Below are 19100 nucleotides of genomic sequence, written 5' to 3'. Positions count from 1 at the left end.
CTGCTCTCACCCCGTCGCTTCGTTCAGATCGGTTGCCAGTTCCGGCATCAGCCGGTTGATCACGCTGTAGTTGATGCCGGTCCACCACTCCGACCCGTCGCCCGTCAGCGCCGCGAGCGATTGGGCGATGGCGGCATACCCGTCGCTGACCAGGTAGTCTTCGACGTCGTTCAGCGACGCGAACGACAGCACCGACACGGCATCGATCCTGCTGCCTTCCGGATCCTTTTGCGTCGACCCGATATTGTGCAGCTGCGCGTAGCGGCGCACGAATTCCTTCGTGGCCGGGTTCGCAAGCACCAGCTGCGCGTGCTCGTCCAGCAGCCGGCGCTGGAAGTCTTCCCGGCTCAACCCTTCGGCGCGCATGTGGATCATCACGAGGCTGACCGCATCGCGGTGCCGCTCGCTGGGGATCAGGATGTACTCGCGGGTAATCTCTCGCGTGACCATGCGGAAGGCCACTTGTTCATCCGCCACGATGCGCTGGTCGAATTTTTCCTGGCCCAGTGTGCGCTCGATATCCGCTTCCTCCGCGTAGGTGATGTACGCAAAGCCGTCCCAGCGCGGGCGGCGGTATTCGGGCACGTGCTTTTCGGGATCGGACGGCAGGCGGCCATCGTCGCCGATCATCGCGCGGTACGGCGGCGGGAACAGCGAGGAGGGGCCGGAGGCGATGCGGTGCACCTGGTCGTAGCGCAGCACCAGGTCCGACGAGCTGCCCGGTTCGTCCCATGCGAACTTGGGGCCGTGCACCTTGCGCCAGTATTCGTCCCAGTGTTCGAACGCCAGGTTCTGGTTGCCTTCCAGTGCCAGCGCGCCCGGGCGCCAGTTGGGGAAATGGATCTCGTGGCCGTGGCGGCTCTTCGATGCGCCGCTGTCCTGCGGGCGTTCGCCGCGCGGCGTGGCATCGACGCGGCTGACGAAGGTGGGTGTGACGATCAGCGGCTTCGTGGTGGAACCCCTGGTCTGGCCAAGGGGCGGGCGGTGCAGGTTGTCGCTGCGGTCGAAATCGGTGCTCATGGTGTTCCTTGAGATTGGGGTGAGGAGATGCCCGGCACGCCGGCGCGGATCGCGGCCGAAAAATCGGCGCCATCCGCATCGGCCTGCGTGGCACGGGCGTTGATGTGGCCGCGCTGCTGCAGCTGGGCGTAGGTGTAGCCCGGCGCCAGCGCGCCCTGGTCGTAGGCATATTCGGCGAAATGGCCGGAGGCCAGCAGGCGGTAGTCCATCGGCAGGCCCGGCGCGATCTGGCGCGCCAGGTCGAACACGACGGTGGTGCAGTTGCTGGTGAGCGTGTTGTAGAACGCCGGTGCGTGGCGCAGCTTCGCCGCTTCTTCCAGGTAGGCGAGGAACACGGCGCGCAGCTGCGCCTTGCTGGCCTTGACGCGGTAGATGTAGACCTGTTCGTGGCGGGCGTTGCTGCGGGTGCGGATGATGTCGCGCTCGTCCGAGGCGATCATCACTTCCTCGAATTCGCGGAAGAAGCCGCCGATTGCCGAAAACGATTCCTGGCGTTCCTTGCGGATCTCCAGCGAGAACGCCAGCTTGCGGCCATCGGCAAAGCCGAACGACACCAGCGTGTGCGCGATGTGCGGGCCCATCCAGTAGGACAGGTACAGGTCGGCCGACTGCAGCTGGCGCAGGTCGTACTGGCGGGTTTCCCAGCGGGGCGCGTAGTCCGTTTCGGTGCGCCAGTCGAAGTTGCGCACGTTGCGCAGCGTGACCTGGTCGCCGTGCACTGCCGATTCCAGCAGCCGCGCCACGTCGTCGGCCCACTGGCGGTCGTGCGAAGGTGCGATGCCATGCCACCAGCCGGCCATGACGAATACGGCCAGCATGGTGGACGCGATGACGGCACGCCGATGCCGCACGCGGCCGGCGCGCCACAAGGTCACCGTGCCTGCAAGACCGGCCGCGCACCAGGCCGCGATCGCGGCGATGGCCAGGCCGCCGGACAACTGGAACCATAGCGCCAGCGCGCCCCACGCGGTGACGAGCAGGGCAGCTATTGCCAGCAGCAGCCACGGCAGGCGCCGCAGGCCGGCCGGGGGAGACGACGACGCCGTCACGCGGAGGCGGCCCGGTCCGGGTAGAACACGGGCACCTTGTCCACCGTGGTGCGCACGCCCAGGTTGGCGCCGTGTTCCTGCAGCCAGGTTTCGGCGGCGGCCACGCCGGCATCGTGCAGGTGCTGCAGGAAGGCCATCTCCGCATTGAACTTGCTGGAGATCTCGTACTGCGCCAGCAGTTCGGCGCCGCTGATCAGGTGCACGCGTACTGGCGCGAACGTCATCGTCGCGCCGCGCCCTTCCTCGGGCACGCCGCCCGCATTGAGCAGCGTGCTCATCTCGCGCGCGAAGCTGATGTTGAAGGCGATCTCGTTGGAGCGGTTGGCGATGTCGGCCTGGCTGCGCGGCGCGGTGGCGCGGGCGATCGGGTTGTTCTGCACCACGATCACGTCCCGCGCCGGACGCTCCAGCAGCGGTGCCAGCGGCGGATTCGCGACATAGCTGCCGTCCCAGTAGCTCTCGCCGTCGACCTCGGCGGCGGCAAACACGGTGGGCAGGCAGGCCGAGGCCAGCACGCGCTGCGGATCGAGTTCGGCGCGCGTGAACATGCGGCCCAGTCCGGTCTTGACGTTGGTGGCGGCGATGAACAGCTGCAGTTCCTCGCAGCCGCGCACGCGGTCGAAGTCGACCATCGTCGTCAGGAAGTTGCGCAGCGGGTTCATCGACAGGGGCGTTTCCAGCGTGGGACCGGCCAGCGCACCGGCCATCTCCAGCAGGTGATACGCCGGCGACAGGTCCATGGCCCAGCCGCCCAGCAGGCGGTCGAGCGGCGTGCGGCCCATCGGGCTGAACGTGGCAAGCGAACCGAGCGTGGTCCAGAAGCGCGTCAGTGCTGCCCGCGCGCCCTGCCGGCCGCCGCCATGCGCATAGCCGTCGGCCAGCACGACGGCATTGATGGCGCCGGCGCTGCTGCCGCTGAAGCTGTCGAACTGCAGGTGTTCTTCGTCCAGCAACCGGTCCAGCACGCCCCACGTGAAGGCACCGTACGTGCCGCCGCCCTGCAGGCCCAGACTGACGGGCCTCGTTTCCCTGATCAACAAGCGAACCTCCCTGGCATTGGCACCGCGCGATGCGGTGCCGTTCGCCGCAGTGTAGCGAAAGCGCCGCCGTTCGCGCGCAGTCTACGGAGCTGCTCAGCTATGTGCGCAAGCGAACGGACGCCCGGAGGGTGTTGGTGTTATCTTTCAACCAAGGCTGATTGAATCGGGGCGCTGGGTGCATGCGGCGCAGGTATATGGATGAGGCAGCCGCCGGCGCGATCCGTGCCGGCACGCTCGAGTAACGTCCCGTCACGATCGGCACGGCAGAATTCCTTCAACTACTATCACTAGAGCGTAATGAACAAAAACGTCGCAATCATTGGGGCAGGTTTCTCCGGCGCGGTCATCGCGCATCAGCTTGCCAAGGCAGGTTATCGCGTCGAAGTGTTCGAAGCGCGCGCACATGTGGCAGGCAACTGCTACTCGGAACGCGACCAGGAAACGGGCGTGATGGTCCATAAATATGGGCCGCATATCTTCCACACGGATAACGAGAAAGTGTGGGAATTCATTAACCGGTTCGGCGAATTCAAGTCCTACGTCAACCGCGTCAAGGCCATCACCAACAACCAGGTGTACACGCTGCCGATCAACCTGCTGACGATCAACCAGTTCTTCGGCAAGACGCTGCGCCCCGCGGAAGCCCAGGCATTCCTGGCCGAGCAGGGCGACAAGACCATCGAGAACCCTGTCACCTTCGAAGACCAGGCTCTGCGCTTCGTGGGCCGCGGCCTGTACGAGGCGTTCTTCAAGACCTACACGATCAAGCAGTGGGGCTTTGACCCGACGCAGCTGCCGGCCAGCATCCTGAAGCGCCTGCCGGTGCGCTTCAACTACGACGACAACTACTTCAGCCACAAGTTCCAGGGCATGCCGAAGGACGGCTACACGCCGCTCGTCGAGAACATGCTGGACACGGAGGGCATCACGCTGCACCTGAACACGCCGTTCGACCCGGCCCGCAAGGCCGAGTACGCGCACGTGTTCTACAGCGGCCCGATCGATGCGTGGTTCGGCTACAAGGAAGGCCGCCTGCCGTACCGCACGCTGGACTTCAAGGAACTGCGCGCCGACGGCGACTACCAGGGCAATGCCGTGATCAACTACTGCGACAATGCGCAGCCCTACACGCGCATCACCGAGCACAAGCACTTCGCGCCGTGGGAGCAGCACGAGAAGACCATCTGCTACTTCGAGTACAGCCGCGCCTGCGAGCCGGAAGACACGCCGTACTACCCGATCCGCATGGCGGACGACAAGGTGCAGCTGGAGAAATACCTGAAGCTGGCGAACGAGGAACCGAACGTCACCTTCGTCGGCCGCCTCGGCACCTACCGCTACCTGGACATGGACGTGACGATCGGCGAAGCGCTGGACGTGGCCGACAAGTTCCTCGGCACCGCCGACGGCCAGGCCAAGATGCCGGCCTTCGTGATCAATCCCCTGGGCTGATTCGCGAGCCGAACGCGGCGTCGTCTCGACGGCCGCAAGCAAAAGACCGGCGCTGGTGACAGCCCGGTCTTTTTTACGTCATCAACTGTCGAGTCCGTGTCCTGGTGCCAGGCACCGTGCCAATCACCCCGTGTCCTGGTGCCTGGCACCGTGCCACTGGCACCGTGCCATGGAATGCACCCGTGGCGTCGTGACGTCCATAAAAAAGACCGGCGCTGGCAGCAGCGCCGGTCTTTTTACATGGGGCCTTCCAATGCCGAGCCTTTGTGCTCGTGTCACGGATTCACGGGCGCAGAACTGCGCGCCGTGGAATCGCCAGGTGCTCAGCCCTCGACGTGGAACTCGTTCTCGCGCGCAAACAGCTCCCAGCAGGCCAGGAACAGCGCGGCGATGACGGGGCCGATGACGAAGCCATTGAGCCCGAACAGTGCCATGCCCCCGATGGTGGACAGCAGCACCAGGTAGTCCGGCATCTTGGTGTCCTTGCCGACCAGCAGCGGGCGCAGCAGGTTGTCGACGAGGCCGATCACGGCCACGCCGTACACGGTCAGTCCGACGCCCTGCCAGATCGAACCGGTGACGAGGAAGTAGACGGCGACCGGGCCCCAGACGATGGCCGCGCCGATGGCCGGCAGCAGCGACAGGAACGCCATCACGACGGCCCACAGCAGCGGACCCGGCACGTCGAGGAACCAGAACGCCAGGCCGCCCAGGGCGCCCTGCGCCATCGCCACCAGCACATTGCCCTTGACGGTGGCGCGGATCACGGTGATGAAGTTCTCGAACAGCGGTGCCTTGTAGCGCTCGCTCAGCGGCACGGCACGGCGGATGCGCGCGGCCATGGTGGTGCCATCGCGGAACAGGAAGAACAGCAGGTACAGCATCACGGTGAGGCTGACGAGGAAGTCCATCGTCTTGCTGCCGAAGCTGATCGCGTACTTGGCGGCGGACTGGCTGATCTGCGCGGCGCCCGCCGTCAGCTTGGCCTGCAGCGCGGCGATGTTGGTCAGCTCGAAGCGCTCCAGCAGCGACACGGCCCACGAGGGCAGCGCATGCACCACCTGGCGGAACATCGCGCCGAAATCGATCTGGCCGGAATTGATCATGTCGTACACCGATGCCGCCTGGTCGACCAGCGAGATCGTGATCAGCGTGACGGGCAGGATCACCATCAGCACGATCAGCAGCAGGCCGGTGAGGGCGGCGGCGGTGGGGCGGTTGCCCGTCATGTTCAGCAGGCGGTAATGCAGCGGCGCGAACACGATGGCAAACACCATGCCCCAGAACACGGCGCCCGAATACGGGACGAGAATCCAGAAGAAGGCCAGCGTGATGAGGCCCAGCAGCAGCAGGAACGACGTTTGCGGCAGAGTGTATTGCTTCATATTTTCCTAGTCAGTAAATGCCCGTTCGGCGCCGGGCCATCTTAGACGATCGCTACGCTGTTTCGTAGCACGATGTGGCGTTTCGGTGACCTGCCAAACATTAGCGTGCGGCTGCCGTACCTTCCTCTGGCGCGGAGTGCAGCTGCAGCTCCCAGTAGCCGACATCGACCCAGCGGCCGAACTTCTGCCCCACGTTGGAAAAGTGCGCCACCTTGACGAAGCCGAGCGACTCGTGCAGCCGCACGCTGGCCGCGTTGGGCTGGGCGATGCCGCCGATGACCACGCGCAGTCCCCGTGCGCGCAGTTCGTCGAGCAGGGTACGGTACAGGCGCGCGCCGATGCCCCGGCCCGTGCGGGCAGCGTCCAGGTACACCGAGGTTTCGACGGAAAACCGGTAGGCGCTGCGCACCCGCCAGGGCGTGGCATAGGCATAGCCGACCACCGCATCGTCCTGCAGGCAGACGTACCAGGGCAGCCGCTGGCCCACATCGGCGATGCGTTGCGCCATCGCGTCGGCGGACACCGGCACTTCTTCGAAGCTGATGGTGGTCGTGCCGATGTAGTGGTTGTAGATGGTGGCGATGGCCGCCGCATCGGCCGCCGTGGCGAGCCGGATCGTTTCGTTCATCTGTCGCTCCTGGTCGTCCGGTTCGTCTTTTTCATCCCGCTCTGCGCACTCATCTGCGCACTCATCTGCGCACTCACCTGCGCCATCAGATAGCGTGCCGCGACGCAGCCCGGATTGTGATACGCGATCGGGCCGTCCAGCCGCAGTGCCAGGCAGTCGCCGGCCTGCAGCGAGAACGGCGTGTCGCCCAGCGTGATTTCCATCGCGCCTTCGATGATCCACACCTGGCGGTGGATGTCGATCTCGCGTTCCGCCGTCTCGTAGGCCACGCGCTGGCCGGGCGGGAAAACGATCTCGACCAGCTGGATCGGCGACGGCACCGGCGGCGACAGGCTGCGGCGCACGTAACCGGATGCCGGGTCCTGCCACACCGGCTGTGCCGCCAGCCGCGCGACCGGCGAAGTGTCGTCGGCCGCCCGTTCGAACAGCGAAGCGACGGGCACGCCCAGCGCCGCAGCCAGCTTGTCCAGCACGGTGGCCGTGGCACTGCTTTCGCCACGCTCGATCAGCGAGATGTTGGAGCGGCTCACACCACTTTGCCCGGCCAGCGCCGCCAGCGAGAGCCCTCTCGTCTCGCGCAGGCCGCGCACGCGCTGGGCGATCAGTTCGTTGATATCCATGCGTCCATTATACCGGACGATTTATGCTTGTATACTGGATTGGTGGGCGATGCAACGCGTGCCAACGGGCGTCCGATGTCTGACTGGCAAGTGCCATTGAGACGCCGCAAACACACTGGCGGCGCACGGAGCGAAACGCGCGGCGGGGCATCCAACCTTGTTTCTGCCGCCAACGGAGGACGTCATGATGCAGGACTGGAATGCCTATCGCAGCGCGCTGCTCGACCGCATCGGTGAGTTAGGGCAGCTCAACCCGGACGTGGTGCGCGGCGTGCGCACGCTGGACGGCGCGGCGGCCGCCTCCGGGAAGCTGGAGCCGAAGATCCATGAGCTGATCGCACTGGCGGTGGCTGTCACCACCCGTTGCGATGGGTGCATCACGATCCACACGCGCAATGCGCTGGACGCTGGGGCCACGAGGGAGGAGATCGCCGAGGCGCTCGGCGTGGCGATCGCGCTGAATGCGGGCTCGGCAATGATCTATTCGGTGCGCGTGCTCGATGCCGTGGCGGCCACGGAGGACGCCTGGCAGCCCGACTGAAGCGGGACTTACTCGTCGAACTCTTCGGCCAGGTTCTTCCAGCCGCGGCTCTTGGCAAACGCGGCAAACTCCTCGGGCGCTTCCAGCACGATGAGTTTGCTTTCCTGCAGGCCGGCATCGCTGAGGCCGAAGTCCGGGCCCTTGTAGCCGAGCGCGCGCAGGCGTTCGACGATCGCGCGCAGCAGGACCGGATCCTTGTGCCCGCCGTCGAGCGGCTTGGCGAAGTCCACGTACACGTCGATGATGCCGTAGCCTTCGTCGAAGATGCGGATGGCTTTCACGTCCAGCGCCTGGCCGCCGCCATCGGTGGCCTTGAACGGGCCGGAGAGTTCAATATCGGTATCGGTAGTCATGGCCGCAGCATAACAGGCGCGGGCGCATCGCGGCGCACCGTGCAGCGGCCCGGGCAGGCAGCCCGGCTGGTTGAGCGGCTGTTGTGGCGCAGTCTTCCGATCCCGTGTCATTGCCGTGTAACATCGCTCGCATAGGATGCCGGGCATATGTGCCGCCACGTTTCCCATGCCTGCCGCGCCCTTGCGGCACTCTTCCCGGCGCGCCTGCTCCCCGCCTCCCCGAAGCTGCTTCCCTTCCTCTGGCCGGTGCTGGCGCTGCTCGGCAGCGGCCTGCACTGGCTCGTGCTGCAGAACGATCTCGACGAGGCGAAGGTGCGGGCCGAGCAGGGCGCCTTGCGCGAGGTGCGTTCGTACGCGGAAGGCTACGAACGCTATCTCACCCGCTCGCTGGCGGAATTCGACCAGATCTCCATGCAGCTGCGGCAGAGCTGGGAGCAGGGCAGCGGCAGCCTGGACCTGGCCGAACTGCGCCGCCAGGGCATGTTCACGGACAGTGCCTTCCTCCAGGTGGCGGTCATCGGCCCGCGCGGCCAGGTGGTGACGGCACTGCACCCGAACCGCGCATCGGACACCGGCCGGGACACCGCCTTCGCCTACCATCGCGACAACAACTCCAGCGCCATGCGCATCGGCGTTGCGCCCGGCGACAGCGGTGCGCGCCAGCACACGCTGCGCATCACCCGGCGCCTGGAACATGCGGACGACCGCTTCGGCGGCATCCTGTCCCTGCTGATCGACAGCCGCTACCTGACGGGCTTCTACAACGACCGCGCGCTGGGCACGCATGGCCTGCTGGCCGTGCTGGCGGCGGAGGGCGACCTGCGCCTGGAGTCCCATGGCGCCACGGATGCCGGCGCCACCCGGCACTCCCTGTTCAGCAGCGCACCGGCGATGTCGGGCGATGCCGGGGCGACCCAGCTGCCCGCGGCCGATTTCAGCGATGGCCGCGCGCGGCTGGTGGCGTGGCACCATTCCAGCGCCTATCCCGTCGTCGCCGTGGCCGGCGTCGCGGCGGACGAAGCGCTGGCCGCGGCGGGGGCCGAGGCAGCACACGAGCGCCGTTCCTGGGCCGTACTTGCTTCCGGGCTGCTGGCCAGCAGCATGGCGCTGGCCGAGCTGACGCGCCGTGTCCAGCGCCGCCGCGGCGAGGAGCGCGACATCCGCCGTGCCTACCGCGCCGCCACCGAAAACGCCAAGGACGGTTTTTATATGGCCAGCGCGGTGCGCGACAGCGCGGGCAGGGTGGTCGACTTCGACATGGTCGACTGCAACGAGCGGGGCGCCTCCTTCTACGGGCTGGAGCGGGCGGACCTGGTGGGCCGGCGCATCGCCGCCATCGAGCAGGAATACGGCGGGACGCTGCTCGACGCCTGCCACGAGGCGATGCGCACCGGGATCTTCGAGGACGAGCACCAGATGCCGGGCGGGCGCCGCATGCAGATCGGCTGGGGCAGGCGCCGGCTGGTCCGCATCGGCAATGGCCTGGCCATCACGCTGCAGGACGTCAGCGACCGCAAGGCCTACGAGGAAGAACTGCTGTACCTGGCCAACTACGATGTGCTGACGGCGCTGCCGAACCGCACCTGGCTGACGCGCCACCTGCCGCGCGCGGTGGCGGATGCGGCGCAGAACGGCACCGCCTTCGGCTTGCTCTTCCTGGACCTGGACGACTTCAAGCATGTCAACGACACGCGCGGCCACGGCGTTGGCGACGAGCTGCTCAAGCAGGCCGCCGGGCGCCTGGGCCGGCTGCTCCGGCCGGGCGACACGGTGGCGCGGCTGGGCGGCGACGAATTCGTGGTGCTGATCGACCCGGCCGGCACGCAGGGCGAGCTGGCCACGATCGCCGGCCGCATCGTCACGGCCCTGACGGAGCCGTTCACCATCGCGGCCGAACAGCACCTGGTCAGCGTCTCCATCGGCATCAGCCGCTTTCCCGGCGATGGCGCCGATGCGAACACGCTGATCAAGCACGGCGACATCGCCATGTACGCGGCCAAGGCGGAAGGCGGCGGCCGGCACCGGTTCTTCGATCCCGAGCTGTACCGGGCCACGGCGGCGCGCATCGAACTGCGCCAGTACCTGCAGCAGGCCGTCGAGCGGGGCGAGCTCGAACTGCATTACCAGCCGCGCGTGGACCTGGCCACGGGCCGTCTGAGCAGCATGGAGGCATTGCTGCGCTGGCACCACCCGCTGCTCGGCACGATCGCGCCGGTGGTCTTCATTCCGATTGCCGAGGAGAGCGGACTGATCGCGGCGATCGGCCGCTTCGTCGTCGAGCGGGCCTGTGCCCAGCTGGCCGACTGGCGCGCGCGCGCCCTGCCGCTGGTGCCGCTGTCGATCAATGTCTCGCCGCAGCAGTTCGAACGGGGCGGCGTGCATGCCCACCTGGCCATGCTGCTGGCCAAGCACCACCTGCCGCCGGCGCTGCTGGAGGTGGAGATCACCGAGTCGGCCATCATCGCCGAGGGCAGCGACGTGCGCCAGGAACTGGCGTCGCTGCGCGCGCTGGGCGTGCGGCTGCACGTGGACGATTTCGGCACCGGCTACTCGTCGCTGGCGCAGCTGCAGCGGCTGCAGATGGACGTGCTGAAGATCGACCGCGCCTTCACCACCGAGCTGACGGTGTCGCGCGAGGGCCGCGCGCTGTTCGAAGCGATCGTGTCGATGGCCAAGGCGCTCGGCATGGGTGTCGTGGCCGAAGGGGTGGAGACACGCGCCCAGCTCGATGCGCTGATGGCGCTCGGCTGCGAGGAGGCGCAGGGCTACTTCTTCGCGCAGCCGATGCCTGCCGCGCGCGCCGAACAGCTGTTGCTGGCGCCACAGCTGCTGCTCACCGGGCCGCCCGCGTTACGCTGCATGTGAGCCGCGCCAGCGTCGCCTGTTTTCGCTCGATGGCACCGATGTCACCCTTCCGTCATCTTTCAGTCACAAACTCTTTGTAGAATTCAGGCAACTGTCAGAGAGTGCCATGACCCATCCCTTCAACGCCTCGCGCCACCACCTGCCGCGCCCCCGCCAGCGCACCGCCGGCGAGCTGTGCGTGCCCACCATCGCCATGCCCGTGGAAAGCACGAACGCCGATGTGCTGCAGCTGTTCACGGAGCGCCGCGACCTGATGACGGTGCCCGTGGTGGAGGAGGGCCACCCCATCGGCCTGATCAGCCGGAATATCTTCATGTCGCAGATGTCCAAGCCGTTCTACCAGGAGCTGTACGGCCGCAAGAGCTGCATCGCCTTCATGGACAAGGAGCCCCTCGTCGTCGAGGCGGACCTGTCGATCGAGGCGCTCACCTTCCGCGCCGTGGAGTCGGGCGAAAAGGCGCTGGCGGACGGCTTCATCATCACCCGCGACGGCGTGCTGCAAGGCGTGGGCTTCGGCCTGCAGCTGATGAACGTGGTGGCCACCATGCAGGCCGAGAAGAACCGCCAGGTCATGCTCAGCATCGAATACGCCAGCGTGATCCAGCGTGCGCTGCTGCGCTCCTCCAACGAAGCGCTGGCCGCGGCCCTGCCGGATGCCGCGCTGGTGTGGGAGCCGCGCGACGTGGTGGGCGGCGACTTCTACCACTTCGCGGCCGGCGACGATGGCTGGTGCGCCGTGATCGCCGACTGCACGGGCCACGGGGTGCCGGGCGCGTTCATGACGCTGATCGCGTCGTCGCTGCTGAACCAGGCCCTGCAGACGCACGGCCCGCGCGAACCGGGCCTGCTGCTGGGAGAGCTGAACCGTGGCGTGAAGGCGATGCTGGGCCAGCACGGCAGCGAGGTGGCGGACGCCGAATCGAACGACGGCCTCGATGCCGCCGTGCTGTGGTTCGATGCCGAACGCCGCGAGCTGGCCTATGCCGGCGCGCGCATCGGCCTGTTCCTGCTGGCGCCGGACGCGGACGACTGGCGCGAAGCGGAACCGGGCCGCATGGGCGTTGGCTACGGCGACACGCCGGCCGCGCATGTGTGGCCCACGCAGCGCATCGCCATGGCGCCAGGCACGCTGCTGTTCGCCACCACGGACGGCCTGACCGACCAGATCGGCGGTCCGCGCGACATCTCGTTCGGCAAGCGCCGCGCCCGCGACCTGCTGGCGGGCCAGCGTGGCCTGCCGGCACCGGAGCTGGCCACGCGGCTGCAGGCCGAACTCGCGGCATGGCAGGGGCAGCAGCCGCGCCGCGACGACGTGACCTTCTTCTGCTGCCGTCCATGACCGTCAACCAGGAGCCACTCTTCATGCATTACACGCAGTTCCAGGAGTTCTGGCATGCCGCCAGCAAGCGGCAGGTCATCTTCTTCTATTCGGGATACTTCTCGCAGCACGTGGTGAGCGCGATTGCCGAGACCATCAAGGCGCGCCTGAACGCGGCCGGCACGGCAGGGCCCACCAGCCGCCGCATCTTCTCGTCGTTCGTGGAGATGTCGCAGAACGTCATGCACTACTCGGCCGATGCGCTCACGCCGGCCGACCAGCGCGATGGCCAGATGCGCGGTGGCGCCGTGTGCATCGGCCGCCAAGGCGAGGCGTTCTACATGCTGTGCGCGAACCCGATCGCCAGCGACAGGGTGGAAGACCTGCGCGCCCGCCTGGAACCCTTGCGCGCCATGACGGTGGACGAGATCCGCGCCGCATACAAGGCCGCGCTGCGCGCCCCCACGCCGGAAGACAGCAAGGGCGCCGGCATCGGCTTCCTGACGATGGCCCGCGAAGCCAGCGGCCCGCTCGACTTCCACTTCCTGCCCGATGCGGACGATGCCTCGCGCACCGTGTTCTGCATCGCCGCCACCATCTGATCCGCACTGCCCCCTGCCCGCATGACTATGGAATCGCTCTACATCCCCGCCACCGCCACTTCGCCGGAAGTCTCGTTCGAGTTCGACCAGCACCGCCTGTCGATCCGCGGCGAGTCCTATCCGGAAAACGCCGCCGCCTTCTACGGCCCCGTCATCCACGGCGTGCGCGCCTACCTCGACAGCTGCGAGTCCTGTCCGATCGAGGTCAATGTGTCGCTGGCCTACTTCAACAGCTCCAGCACCAAGATGCTGTTCGGCTTCTTCGACGCGCTGAACGAGGCGGCGCTGGCCGGCAATACCGTCACGCTGAACTGGTACCGCGACGAGGAAGATGAAGTGAGCCACGAATTCGGCGAGGAACTGCGCGAGGACTGCCCGGCGCTCCACTTCGTCGAGCGCATGCTGGACCGCAAGGATGGTTGAGCCGGACCTGTTCGCCGCCGAGTACCAGGCCCTGGTGCGGGCCCGCGAGACGTTTGCCGTGGCGGACGGCGGCGAGCAGCACCGCCGCATGCTGGGCGAGCTGATGACGCACTACGAACGGCTGATGCGCGAGACGCGCCGGCTGATCCAGCGCAGCGACCGCGCGGAACGGGAGATGCAGCAGCTGAACCGCGAACTGCAGCAGCTCGCCAGCCAGCTGCAGCACCGCGCCAGCCACGACCCCATGACGGGCGCGCTGAACCGCGGTGCACTGATCGACCACGCCACGCACCTGCTGCAGGTCGAATCGGTGGGCCTGATCGTGCTCGACATCGACCACTTCAAGCGCATCAACGATGAATACGGCCACCCGGTCGGCGATGCCGTGATCTGCGCCGTCGTCGACTGCCTGCAGGGCCACCTGCCACGCACGGCCGTGATCGGCCGCGTGGGCGGCGAGGAGTTCTCCATCGTCTGCCCCGGCATCGGCATGCCGCAGGTGGTCCAGCTGGCCAACACGCTGTGCAGCGCCGTCGCACAGGTGCAGCACGCCTGGCCGATCACCCGTCCCGTCACGGCCAGCCTCGGGGCCGGCTGGTACCCATGCGGCACCACCTTCCCGGTGGCGTACAGCCGCGCCGATGCGGCGCTGTACCGCGCCAAGCGCGACGGCCGCAACCTGGTGCGGCTGGACATGCATTGACGGGCGCGGTGGTGTCGCCTGGCGGGGCAGGCATCCTCTACCATCCTCCTGACAACCTCCTGCTGCCGACAGTCTCCTGCTAACATCGTCCCGACCGCAATACCCGATGCGTTGACTTTCTTCGACGGAGGCACCATGTCCCTGAATCCCCAGCAAACCTATGTGCACCTGGCCGACAGCGGCGCGGCCCGCGAGCTGCCCGGTGGCGATGCCTTCTGGCGCCTGCCCGAAGCCGAGATGGACAGCTGCGGCAGCGGCTGGCTCGTGACGGAGTTCGCATTCACGGCGGACTGGCCGAACTGGGAAATGCACCCGCATGCCGACGAATTCGTGTACCTGCTGTCCGGCGCGATGGAGCTGCACCTGGAAGAAGCGACCGGCCTGCGCAAGGTGGCGCTCGAAGGGAGCGGCGCCGTCGTGGTGCCGCGCGGCGTGTGGCATACGGGGAAGGTGCTGGCGCCCAGCCGCATGCTGCACGTGACGCGCGGCGAGGGCACGCAGCAGCGTCCGGCCTGACCGGGACTGGTGGCGTCAGGCGCGCGCGGTTCGCGCCGCTGGCTTGCGGAAGCCCGGCACCCCGTGAAACCCCTCGGCAATGAAGTCGATGAACAGCCGGGTGCGCTCGGGCTGGTAGCGGCGCGACGGATACAGCAGGTGCAGGTCCTGCGCGCTGGCAGACCAGCCGGGACACACGCGCACCAGCGTTCCCGCCTGGATCAGGTCGTGCACCAGCCATTCCGGGCACAGGCCGATGCCGGCGCCCATGACCAGCGCCTCGCGGATCGCCAGCGCATTGTTGACCCGGAAGCGGCTGTGGACGGCCGCCTTCACGACCTGCCCGCGCCGGTGCATGTCCACGCTGGTGCCGGGCGACCAGGCGAAGCGCACGAAATCGTGTGACGCCAGGTCCTGCGGGGCGCGCGGCATGCCGCGGCGCTGCACGTAGTCCGGCGCGGCGACGAAGAAGCGGGGCACCACGGCCAGATGGCGGGCGATGGCGCTGGGCGGCAGCGGCGCACCGAGCCGCAGGGCGATATCGATGCCTTCCTCGACCAGGTCGGCAAAGCGGTCATCCAGGATCAGCTCCACGCTGATGCCGGGATGCCGCGCCAGGAAGGCCTGCACCAGCGCGTTGATGCGGAACTGGCCCAGCGCCACCGGTGCGCAGATGCGCAGGAACCCGGTGGCCTGGCCGTTGGCTTCCTGCACGCTGCCCAGCGCCGCTTCGTACCGCTCCAGCACGCCGGTCGCATGATCGTAGAAGCGCAGGCCCTGTTCGGTGGGCACCGGCCCCTTCGTGCTGCGCTCGAGCAGCCGCACGTTCAGTTCCCGTTCCAGGCCGGCCAGCACCTTGCTGACGGTCGGCTGCGTGGTGCCCAGCTCGCGGGCCGCCGCCGACAGGCTGCCCAGGTCCATCGTCCGCACGAAGAAGCGTAGGGCGCGCAGTGTGTCCATGGTTTATCTCATTCCAGAATGGCATGAAGTATATGATTTTTTGCCGCCTACCGCGCGAAAAAGGCATGGGCTATCGTGGTCTTTTCCCAAGGAGCCACCATGCCAGTTTTCTCCCAGCGGTCCGCCGCACTGCTTTGCGCCTTTACCCTCGGCCTGCCATTCGCCGCCCACTCCGGCGAACGGTGGGCGACCTCCTGGTACGCCAGTCCGCAGCCCGTGTGGGGCGCGGATTTCCTGCTGCCCACCGGCGTGCCTGGGGCGCTGGACGACGAGACGGTGTGCGAGTCGCTGCGCCTGAGCGCGGGCGGCACGCGGCTGCGTCTCGTCTACTCGAACCGCTACGGCAGCGCGCCGGTCGCGCTCGGCGCCGCGCGGGTGGGGCCGGCATCCACTACCGGGCAGGCCGTCACCTTCGGCGGCCAGCCCGGCGTGGTCATCGCACCCGGTGCGCAGGTGACGAGCGATCCGGTGGCGCTGGCGGTCGCGCCGTTGTCCACCTTGACCGTATCGAGCTACTTCCCGCGGCACACGCCGGTGACGACGTTCCACTGGGGCGGCCAGCAGACGCTCGCCATCGCAGCGGGCAACCGCACTGCGGCCGCCCCGCTCGTGCACGGCACGCAGGTCAACGGCCGCCTGTTCCTCGCTGGCGTGCTGGTGGAAACGGCCGGCACGCCGCGCACCGTCGTCACGCTGGGCGATTCGATCACGGACGGCAACGGGTCGACACCGGACCGCAACCGCCGCTGGCCGGACGTGCTGGCCGAACGGCTGGCACCGCACGGCGTGGCCGTGGCGAACGCGGGCATTTCCGGTGCCCGCCTGCTGCACGACGGCATGGGCGAACGGGCCATGGCGCGCCTCGGTGCGGATGTGCTGGAGCAGCCCGGCGTGACGAACCTGGTCGTGCTGCTGGGGACCAACGATATCGGCTGGCCCGGCAGCCCGTTCGCACCCGGCGAGCCGATGACGACGCTGGCGCAGCTGCAGGCCGGTTTCCGGCAGGTGATCGCGGCGGCCCATGCGCGCGGCGTGCGGGTGACCGGCGGCACGCTGCCGCCATTCGAGCATGCGCTGGAAGGCACGCCCTACGCAGGGCACTACAGTCCGGAGAAGGAAGCGCTGCGGCAGCGGCTGAACGACTGGATCCGTCTCGGCGCCGCGTTCGATGCCGTCGTGGACTTCGATGCGGTGCTGCGCGATCCGGCCAGGCCGCAGCGCATGAAGGGGAACTACGATTCGGGCGACCACCTGCATCCGGGCGATGCCGGCTACCGCGCGATGGCGGCAGCCGTCGTGATCGGGGCCTTGCAGGCGCAGGACCGGGAGGCCGCGGTAGTCCCGCGGCCTTGACCTGCGCCCGACCTTCGACTACATCAGAACTTGTACTTCAACACCAGCGTGGCGCCGCGCGGCGCACCGTACGTGATCTGGTTGTACGCGGCGAACATGGCGAAGTACTTCTTGTCGAACGCATTGTTCACGTTCAGCTGGGCGGACAGCTGGTGGTTGAACTCGTAGCGCGCCATCAGGTTGACGAGCGCGTGCGATTCCTGTTCCAGCAGGCCGTTGGTGTTGGCCGGCGCGGTCGGATCGACCGTGTAGGTGCGGCCTTCCCAGTTCACGCCGCCGCCCACCGTCAGGCCGGCCAGCTGGCCCGGCACCTTGTACGTGACGAAGGTGCGCAGCAGCTTGCGCGGGTAGATGCTGTTGAAGTCCACGCCGGTGGCATCCTTGGCGCGGAACTGCGAGTAGCCGGCGCTGGCGTTCAGGCCGCGCACCAGTTCGCCGGACACTTCGGCCTCGAAGCCTTCGCTCTTGGCGCCCTTGGCGGCGCGGTAGTAGGTCTCCGGCAGGCCGTTGGCGTTCAGGCGGGTGCCGGCAGCCTGGCCCAGGTTGTCCTGCTTGATCTGGAACACGGCCAGCGAGGTGTTGACGCGTTTGTCCAGGAACTCGCCCTTGATGCCGATCTCGCTGCTCTTGCCGACGATGGCTTCCAGCTGGTCGCCGTTGAAGTCCTTCAGGTTCTGCGGCTGGAAGATGTCGGTGTAGCTGGCGTACGCGGAATAGGTCGGATTGATCTCGTAGACCAGGCCCGCGTATGGCGTCACTTCATGGTCGTTCTTGATGCGGTACTCGGCCGTGTAAAGTCCGACACCGGTCTTTTCGTAGTTGGTGGACCGCGCACCCACGATCAGCTTGAGCGGATCGGTGATCGAGAAGCGCGCCATGGCGTACAGGCCGTCCTGCTTCGTCGTGCTGCTTTCGTAGAAGGTCGGTGCGCCGAAGGTCGGACGGGGATAGGCCGCGCCGTTCCAGTTGTTGAAGTCGACGATCGACTCGTCGGCATTGCCGAAGTCGGCCGCCCGGTTCTCGGACAGGAAGTCCTGCTTCATGTGCAGGTAGCCGAAGGCCGCTTCGTGCTGGCGGCCGGCCAGCGTGAACGGGCCGCTGACGTGCACGCCGGCGTCTTCCTGCTTGGTGCCGGTCTTGTAGGCGCCCGTGAACGGGAACAGGCCGGCGCCCGTGGTGCGGTCCGGCGTGCCGGACAGGTACAGCAGGAAGGAATCGCCCTTGCGGTCGCCGCGCGAGTAGGTGGCACGCACCTTCCAGCCGTTCTCGAAGTTGTGCTCCACTTCGGCGAACGCGTTGTTGTAGGTGGTGTGCCAGTGGGTCCACTCGGCTGCCGTCGTCTTCGAGCGGTCCCAGTTGGCCACCGTGCCGTCCGTGTACCAGTAGGGCAGGCCGCCCCAGGTCGGGCCTTTCGGGTCATCGTCCTGGCGGCTGAAGCCGGCCGTCAGCAGCGTGTTCGCGCCCAGGTCCGCTTCCACCGTGGCGTAGATGGTCTTGCTGTCGGTCTTGCCGAAGTCGAGCCAGCTGTCGCCCTTCTTGATCTCGCCCACCACGCGGGCGCGGATGGTGCCATCCGCATTGAGCGGCATGGCGACGTCGGCCGCGGCGCGACGCTCGTCCCAGCTGCCGATGCCCGCTTCGGCGGAACCGGTCAGCACCTTGCTGTTGGCGCGCTTGCGCACCAGGTTCAGCGCGGCGGAAGGATTGCCGGCGCCCGTCAGCAGGCCGGTGGCGCCGCGCACGATTTCCACGCGGTCGTACAGCGCCAGGCTGCTTTGCGTTTCGCCGCCGCTCCATTGCGCCTGCCAGGTCGTGGGGATGCCGTCGATCTGCAGGTTGTCGATGTCGAAGCCGCGCGCCGTGAAGCCGGCGCGGTGCGATTCGTACTGGTTGACGGAGACGCCGGTGGCGTTGTTGACCACGTCCGTGATGGACTGCAGGTTCTGGTCTTCGATGCGCTGCTGCGTGATGACGGTGACGGACTGCGGCGTTTCGCGGGCGGACAGGCTGAGTGGCGTGGCGGTGCGCGATTCGCGGGTGATGTAGGCGCCGGCCGTGTCGCCCAGCTTCTCGGCCGTGACTTCCACCTGCTGCATCACGGCCTGGTCGCCGCTCTGTGTCTGGGCCTGCGCGGCGGCCAGGGGCAGGGCGAGGCCCGCATACATCGTGAATCGGCCCAACTTGCGGCGCCGGCCGGCGCTTCCGTACTTGTTCATTGTCATCCCGGTGAGTGAAGATCCTGACTGCAGATCGTGACAATCACCGTCCGCGCGCGGCGCGCAAGGGGCGATTG

Annotated in this window: 18 protein-coding genes; 9 read left to right on the top strand and 9 right to left on the bottom strand. The window is 67.5% G+C overall.

Annotated features, from left to right (window positions below; genetic code table 11):
* Positions 1–6: 6 nt before the first annotated feature.
* The 3 genes from IP91_RS07510 to IP91_RS07500 are packed head-to-tail and all read right to left on the bottom strand — an operon-like array spanning position 7 to position 3109.
* Positions 7–1020 (bottom strand): EthD domain-containing protein, encoded by a 1014-nt coding sequence (locus tag IP91_RS07510; RefSeq protein WP_145648227.1) that lies wholly within the window; start codon positions 1018–1020, stop codon positions 7–9.
* The gene (locus IP91_RS07505; RefSeq protein ID WP_371860602.1) at positions 1017–2069 is read right to left on the bottom strand and encodes an Lnb N-terminal periplasmic domain-containing protein; all 1053 of its coding nucleotides are present in this window, start codon (positions 2067–2069) and stop codon (positions 1017–1019) included. The genes IP91_RS07510 and IP91_RS07505 overlap by 4 nt, the downstream gene beginning before the upstream one ends.
* Entirely contained in the window at positions 2066–3109 is a 1044-nt protein-coding gene (locus IP91_RS07500; protein WP_229474072.1) for a patatin-like phospholipase family protein, read from the bottom strand. Before IP91_RS07500 ends, IP91_RS07505 begins: the two co-directional genes overlap by 4 nt.
* Before the next feature lie 297 nt (positions 3110–3406).
* Between IP91_RS07500 and glf the strand changes: the two genes are divergently transcribed.
* Positions 3407–4561: a UDP-galactopyranose mutase gene (gene glf / locus IP91_RS07495; protein WP_145648226.1), complete on the top strand. Its 1155-nt coding sequence runs from the start codon at positions 3407–3409 to the stop codon at positions 4559–4561.
* A gap of 323 nt (positions 4562–4884) precedes the next feature.
* Here glf and IP91_RS07490 read toward each other — a convergent pair whose 3' ends face one another.
* From IP91_RS07490 to IP91_RS07480, 3 genes are all read right to left on the bottom strand, one after another.
* Positions 4885–5946 (bottom strand): AI-2E family transporter, encoded by a 1062-nt coding sequence (locus IP91_RS07490; protein ID WP_145648224.1) that lies wholly within the window; start codon positions 5944–5946, stop codon positions 4885–4887.
* 100 nt (positions 5947–6046) lie between these two features.
* Positions 6047–6574 (bottom strand): arsinothricin resistance N-acetyltransferase ArsN1 family B, encoded by a 528-nt coding sequence (locus tag IP91_RS07485; protein ID WP_145648222.1) that lies wholly within the window; start codon positions 6572–6574, stop codon positions 6047–6049.
* A complete protein-coding gene (locus tag IP91_RS07480; RefSeq protein WP_145648220.1) occupies positions 6571–7194 on the bottom strand; it encodes a helix-turn-helix domain-containing protein in 624 nt (207 codons plus the stop codon). Before IP91_RS07480 ends, IP91_RS07485 begins: the two co-directional genes overlap by 4 nt.
* A 184-nt stretch (positions 7195–7378) precedes the next feature.
* Here IP91_RS07480 and IP91_RS07475 point away from each other — a divergent pair, with 184 nt between their 5' ends.
* Positions 7379–7735: a carboxymuconolactone decarboxylase family protein gene (locus IP91_RS07475; protein WP_145648218.1), complete on the top strand. Its 357-nt coding sequence runs from the start codon at positions 7379–7381 to the stop codon at positions 7733–7735.
* An 8-nt stretch (positions 7736–7743) separates the two neighbouring features.
* On the opposite strand, the gene IP91_RS07470 is transcribed toward IP91_RS07475, so the two are convergent.
* Positions 7744–8088: a hypothetical protein gene (locus IP91_RS07470; RefSeq protein ID WP_145648216.1), complete on the bottom strand. Its 345-nt coding sequence runs from the start codon at positions 8086–8088 to the stop codon at positions 7744–7746.
* A gap of 147 nt (positions 8089–8235) precedes the next feature.
* On the opposite strand from IP91_RS07470, the gene IP91_RS07465 reads away from it, so the two are divergent.
* The 6 genes from IP91_RS07465 (at position 8236) to IP91_RS07440 (ending at position 14515) form a co-directional block, all read left to right on the top strand.
* Positions 8236–10953, top strand: a complete 2718-nt coding sequence (locus tag IP91_RS07465) for a bifunctional diguanylate cyclase/phosphodiesterase (RefSeq protein ID WP_145648214.1) — start codon at positions 8236–8238, stop codon at positions 10951–10953.
* 106 nt (positions 10954–11059) lie between these two features.
* Positions 11060–12292: a SpoIIE family protein phosphatase gene (locus IP91_RS07460; RefSeq protein WP_229474062.1), complete on the top strand. Its 1233-nt coding sequence runs from the start codon at positions 11060–11062 to the stop codon at positions 12290–12292.
* A 23-nt stretch (positions 12293–12315) separates the two neighbouring features.
* On the top strand, positions 12316–12873 hold the full coding sequence (locus IP91_RS07455) for a SiaB family protein kinase (protein ID WP_145648212.1): 558 nt from the start codon (positions 12316–12318) through the stop codon (positions 12871–12873).
* A gap of 27 nt (positions 12874–12900) precedes the next feature.
* The gene (locus IP91_RS07450) at positions 12901–13296 is read left to right on the top strand and encodes a DUF1987 domain-containing protein (protein WP_145648210.1); all 396 of its coding nucleotides are present in this window, start codon (positions 12901–12903) and stop codon (positions 13294–13296) included.
* Positions 13289–13999, top strand: coding sequence for a GGDEF domain-containing protein (locus tag IP91_RS07445; protein WP_145648208.1), 711 nt, complete (start codon positions 13289–13291; stop codon positions 13997–13999). The genes IP91_RS07450 and IP91_RS07445 overlap by 8 nt, the downstream gene beginning before the upstream one ends.
* Positions 14000–14134: 135 nt before the next feature.
* Positions 14135–14515: a cupin domain-containing protein gene (locus IP91_RS07440; RefSeq protein WP_145648207.1), complete on the top strand. Its 381-nt coding sequence runs from the start codon at positions 14135–14137 to the stop codon at positions 14513–14515.
* A 15-nt stretch (positions 14516–14530) separates the two neighbouring features.
* Here IP91_RS07440 and IP91_RS07435 read toward each other — a convergent pair whose 3' ends face one another.
* Positions 14531–15454, bottom strand: a complete 924-nt coding sequence (locus IP91_RS07435; RefSeq protein ID WP_145648205.1) for a LysR family transcriptional regulator — start codon at positions 15452–15454, stop codon at positions 14531–14533.
* Positions 15455–15553: 99 nt separating this feature from the next.
* On the opposite strand from IP91_RS07435, the gene IP91_RS07430 reads away from it, so the two are divergent.
* Entirely contained in the window at positions 15554–16807 is a 1254-nt protein-coding gene (locus IP91_RS07430; protein ID WP_145648204.1) for an SGNH/GDSL hydrolase family protein, read from the top strand.
* Positions 16808–16830: 23 nt separating this feature from the next.
* On the opposite strand, the gene IP91_RS07425 is transcribed toward IP91_RS07430, so the two are convergent.
* A complete protein-coding gene (locus IP91_RS07425) occupies positions 16831–19023 on the bottom strand; it encodes a TonB-dependent siderophore receptor (protein WP_145648202.1) in 2193 nt (730 codons plus the stop codon).
* Positions 19024–19100 lie beyond the last annotated feature (77 nt).

It is taken from the genome of Pseudoduganella lurida (genome assembly GCF_007830455.1).
Classification (GTDB): domain Bacteria; phylum Pseudomonadota; class Gammaproteobacteria; order Burkholderiales; family Burkholderiaceae_D; genus Rugamonas; species Rugamonas lurida.
The sequence above is the reverse complement of the archived record's forward strand: the minus strand, read 5'-3'. Positions and strand labels throughout refer to the sequence as shown.

Excerpts from the sequence above, each read along its gene's own strand:
- IP91_RS07510 (WP_145648227.1), bottom strand. The coding sequence starts at position 1,020 with ATGAGCACCGATTTCGACCGCAGCGACAACCTGCACCGCCCGCCCCTT.
- glf (WP_145648226.1), top strand. The coding sequence starts at position 3,407 with ATGAACAAAAACGTCGCAATCATTGGGGCAGGTTTCTCCGGCGCGGTC.
- IP91_RS07490 (WP_145648224.1), bottom strand. The coding sequence starts at position 5,946 with ATGAAGCAATACACTCTGCCGCAAACGTCGTTCCTGCTGCTGCTGGGC.
- IP91_RS07485 (WP_145648222.1), bottom strand. The coding sequence starts at position 6,574 with ATGAACGAAACGATCCGGCTCGCCACGGCGGCCGATGCGGCGGCCATC.
- IP91_RS07480 (WP_145648220.1), bottom strand. The coding sequence starts at position 7,194 with ATGGATATCAACGAACTGATCGCCCAGCGCGTGCGCGGCCTGCGCGAG.
- IP91_RS07475 (WP_145648218.1), top strand. The coding sequence starts at position 7,379 with ATGATGCAGGACTGGAATGCCTATCGCAGCGCGCTGCTCGACCGCATC.
- IP91_RS07470 (WP_145648216.1), bottom strand. The coding sequence starts at position 8,088 with ATGACTACCGATACCGATATTGAACTCTCCGGCCCGTTCAAGGCCACC.
- IP91_RS07465 (WP_145648214.1), top strand. The coding sequence starts at position 8,236 with ATGTGCCGCCACGTTTCCCATGCCTGCCGCGCCCTTGCGGCACTCTTC.
- IP91_RS07460 (WP_229474062.1), top strand. The coding sequence starts at position 11,060 with ATGACCCATCCCTTCAACGCCTCGCGCCACCACCTGCCGCGCCCCCGC.
- IP91_RS07455 (WP_145648212.1), top strand. The coding sequence starts at position 12,316 with ATGCATTACACGCAGTTCCAGGAGTTCTGGCATGCCGCCAGCAAGCGG.
- IP91_RS07450 (WP_145648210.1), top strand. The coding sequence starts at position 12,901 with ATGGAATCGCTCTACATCCCCGCCACCGCCACTTCGCCGGAAGTCTCG.
- IP91_RS07445 (WP_145648208.1), top strand. The coding sequence starts at position 13,289 with ATGGTTGAGCCGGACCTGTTCGCCGCCGAGTACCAGGCCCTGGTGCGG.
- IP91_RS07440 (WP_145648207.1), top strand. The coding sequence starts at position 14,135 with ATGTCCCTGAATCCCCAGCAAACCTATGTGCACCTGGCCGACAGCGGC.
- IP91_RS07435 (WP_145648205.1), bottom strand. The coding sequence starts at position 15,454 with ATGGACACACTGCGCGCCCTACGCTTCTTCGTGCGGACGATGGACCTG.
- IP91_RS07430 (WP_145648204.1), top strand. The coding sequence starts at position 15,554 with ATGCCAGTTTTCTCCCAGCGGTCCGCCGCACTGCTTTGCGCCTTTACC.
- IP91_RS07425 (WP_145648202.1), bottom strand. The coding sequence starts at position 19,023 with ATGAACAAGTACGGAAGCGCCGGCCGGCGCCGCAAGTTGGGCCGATTC.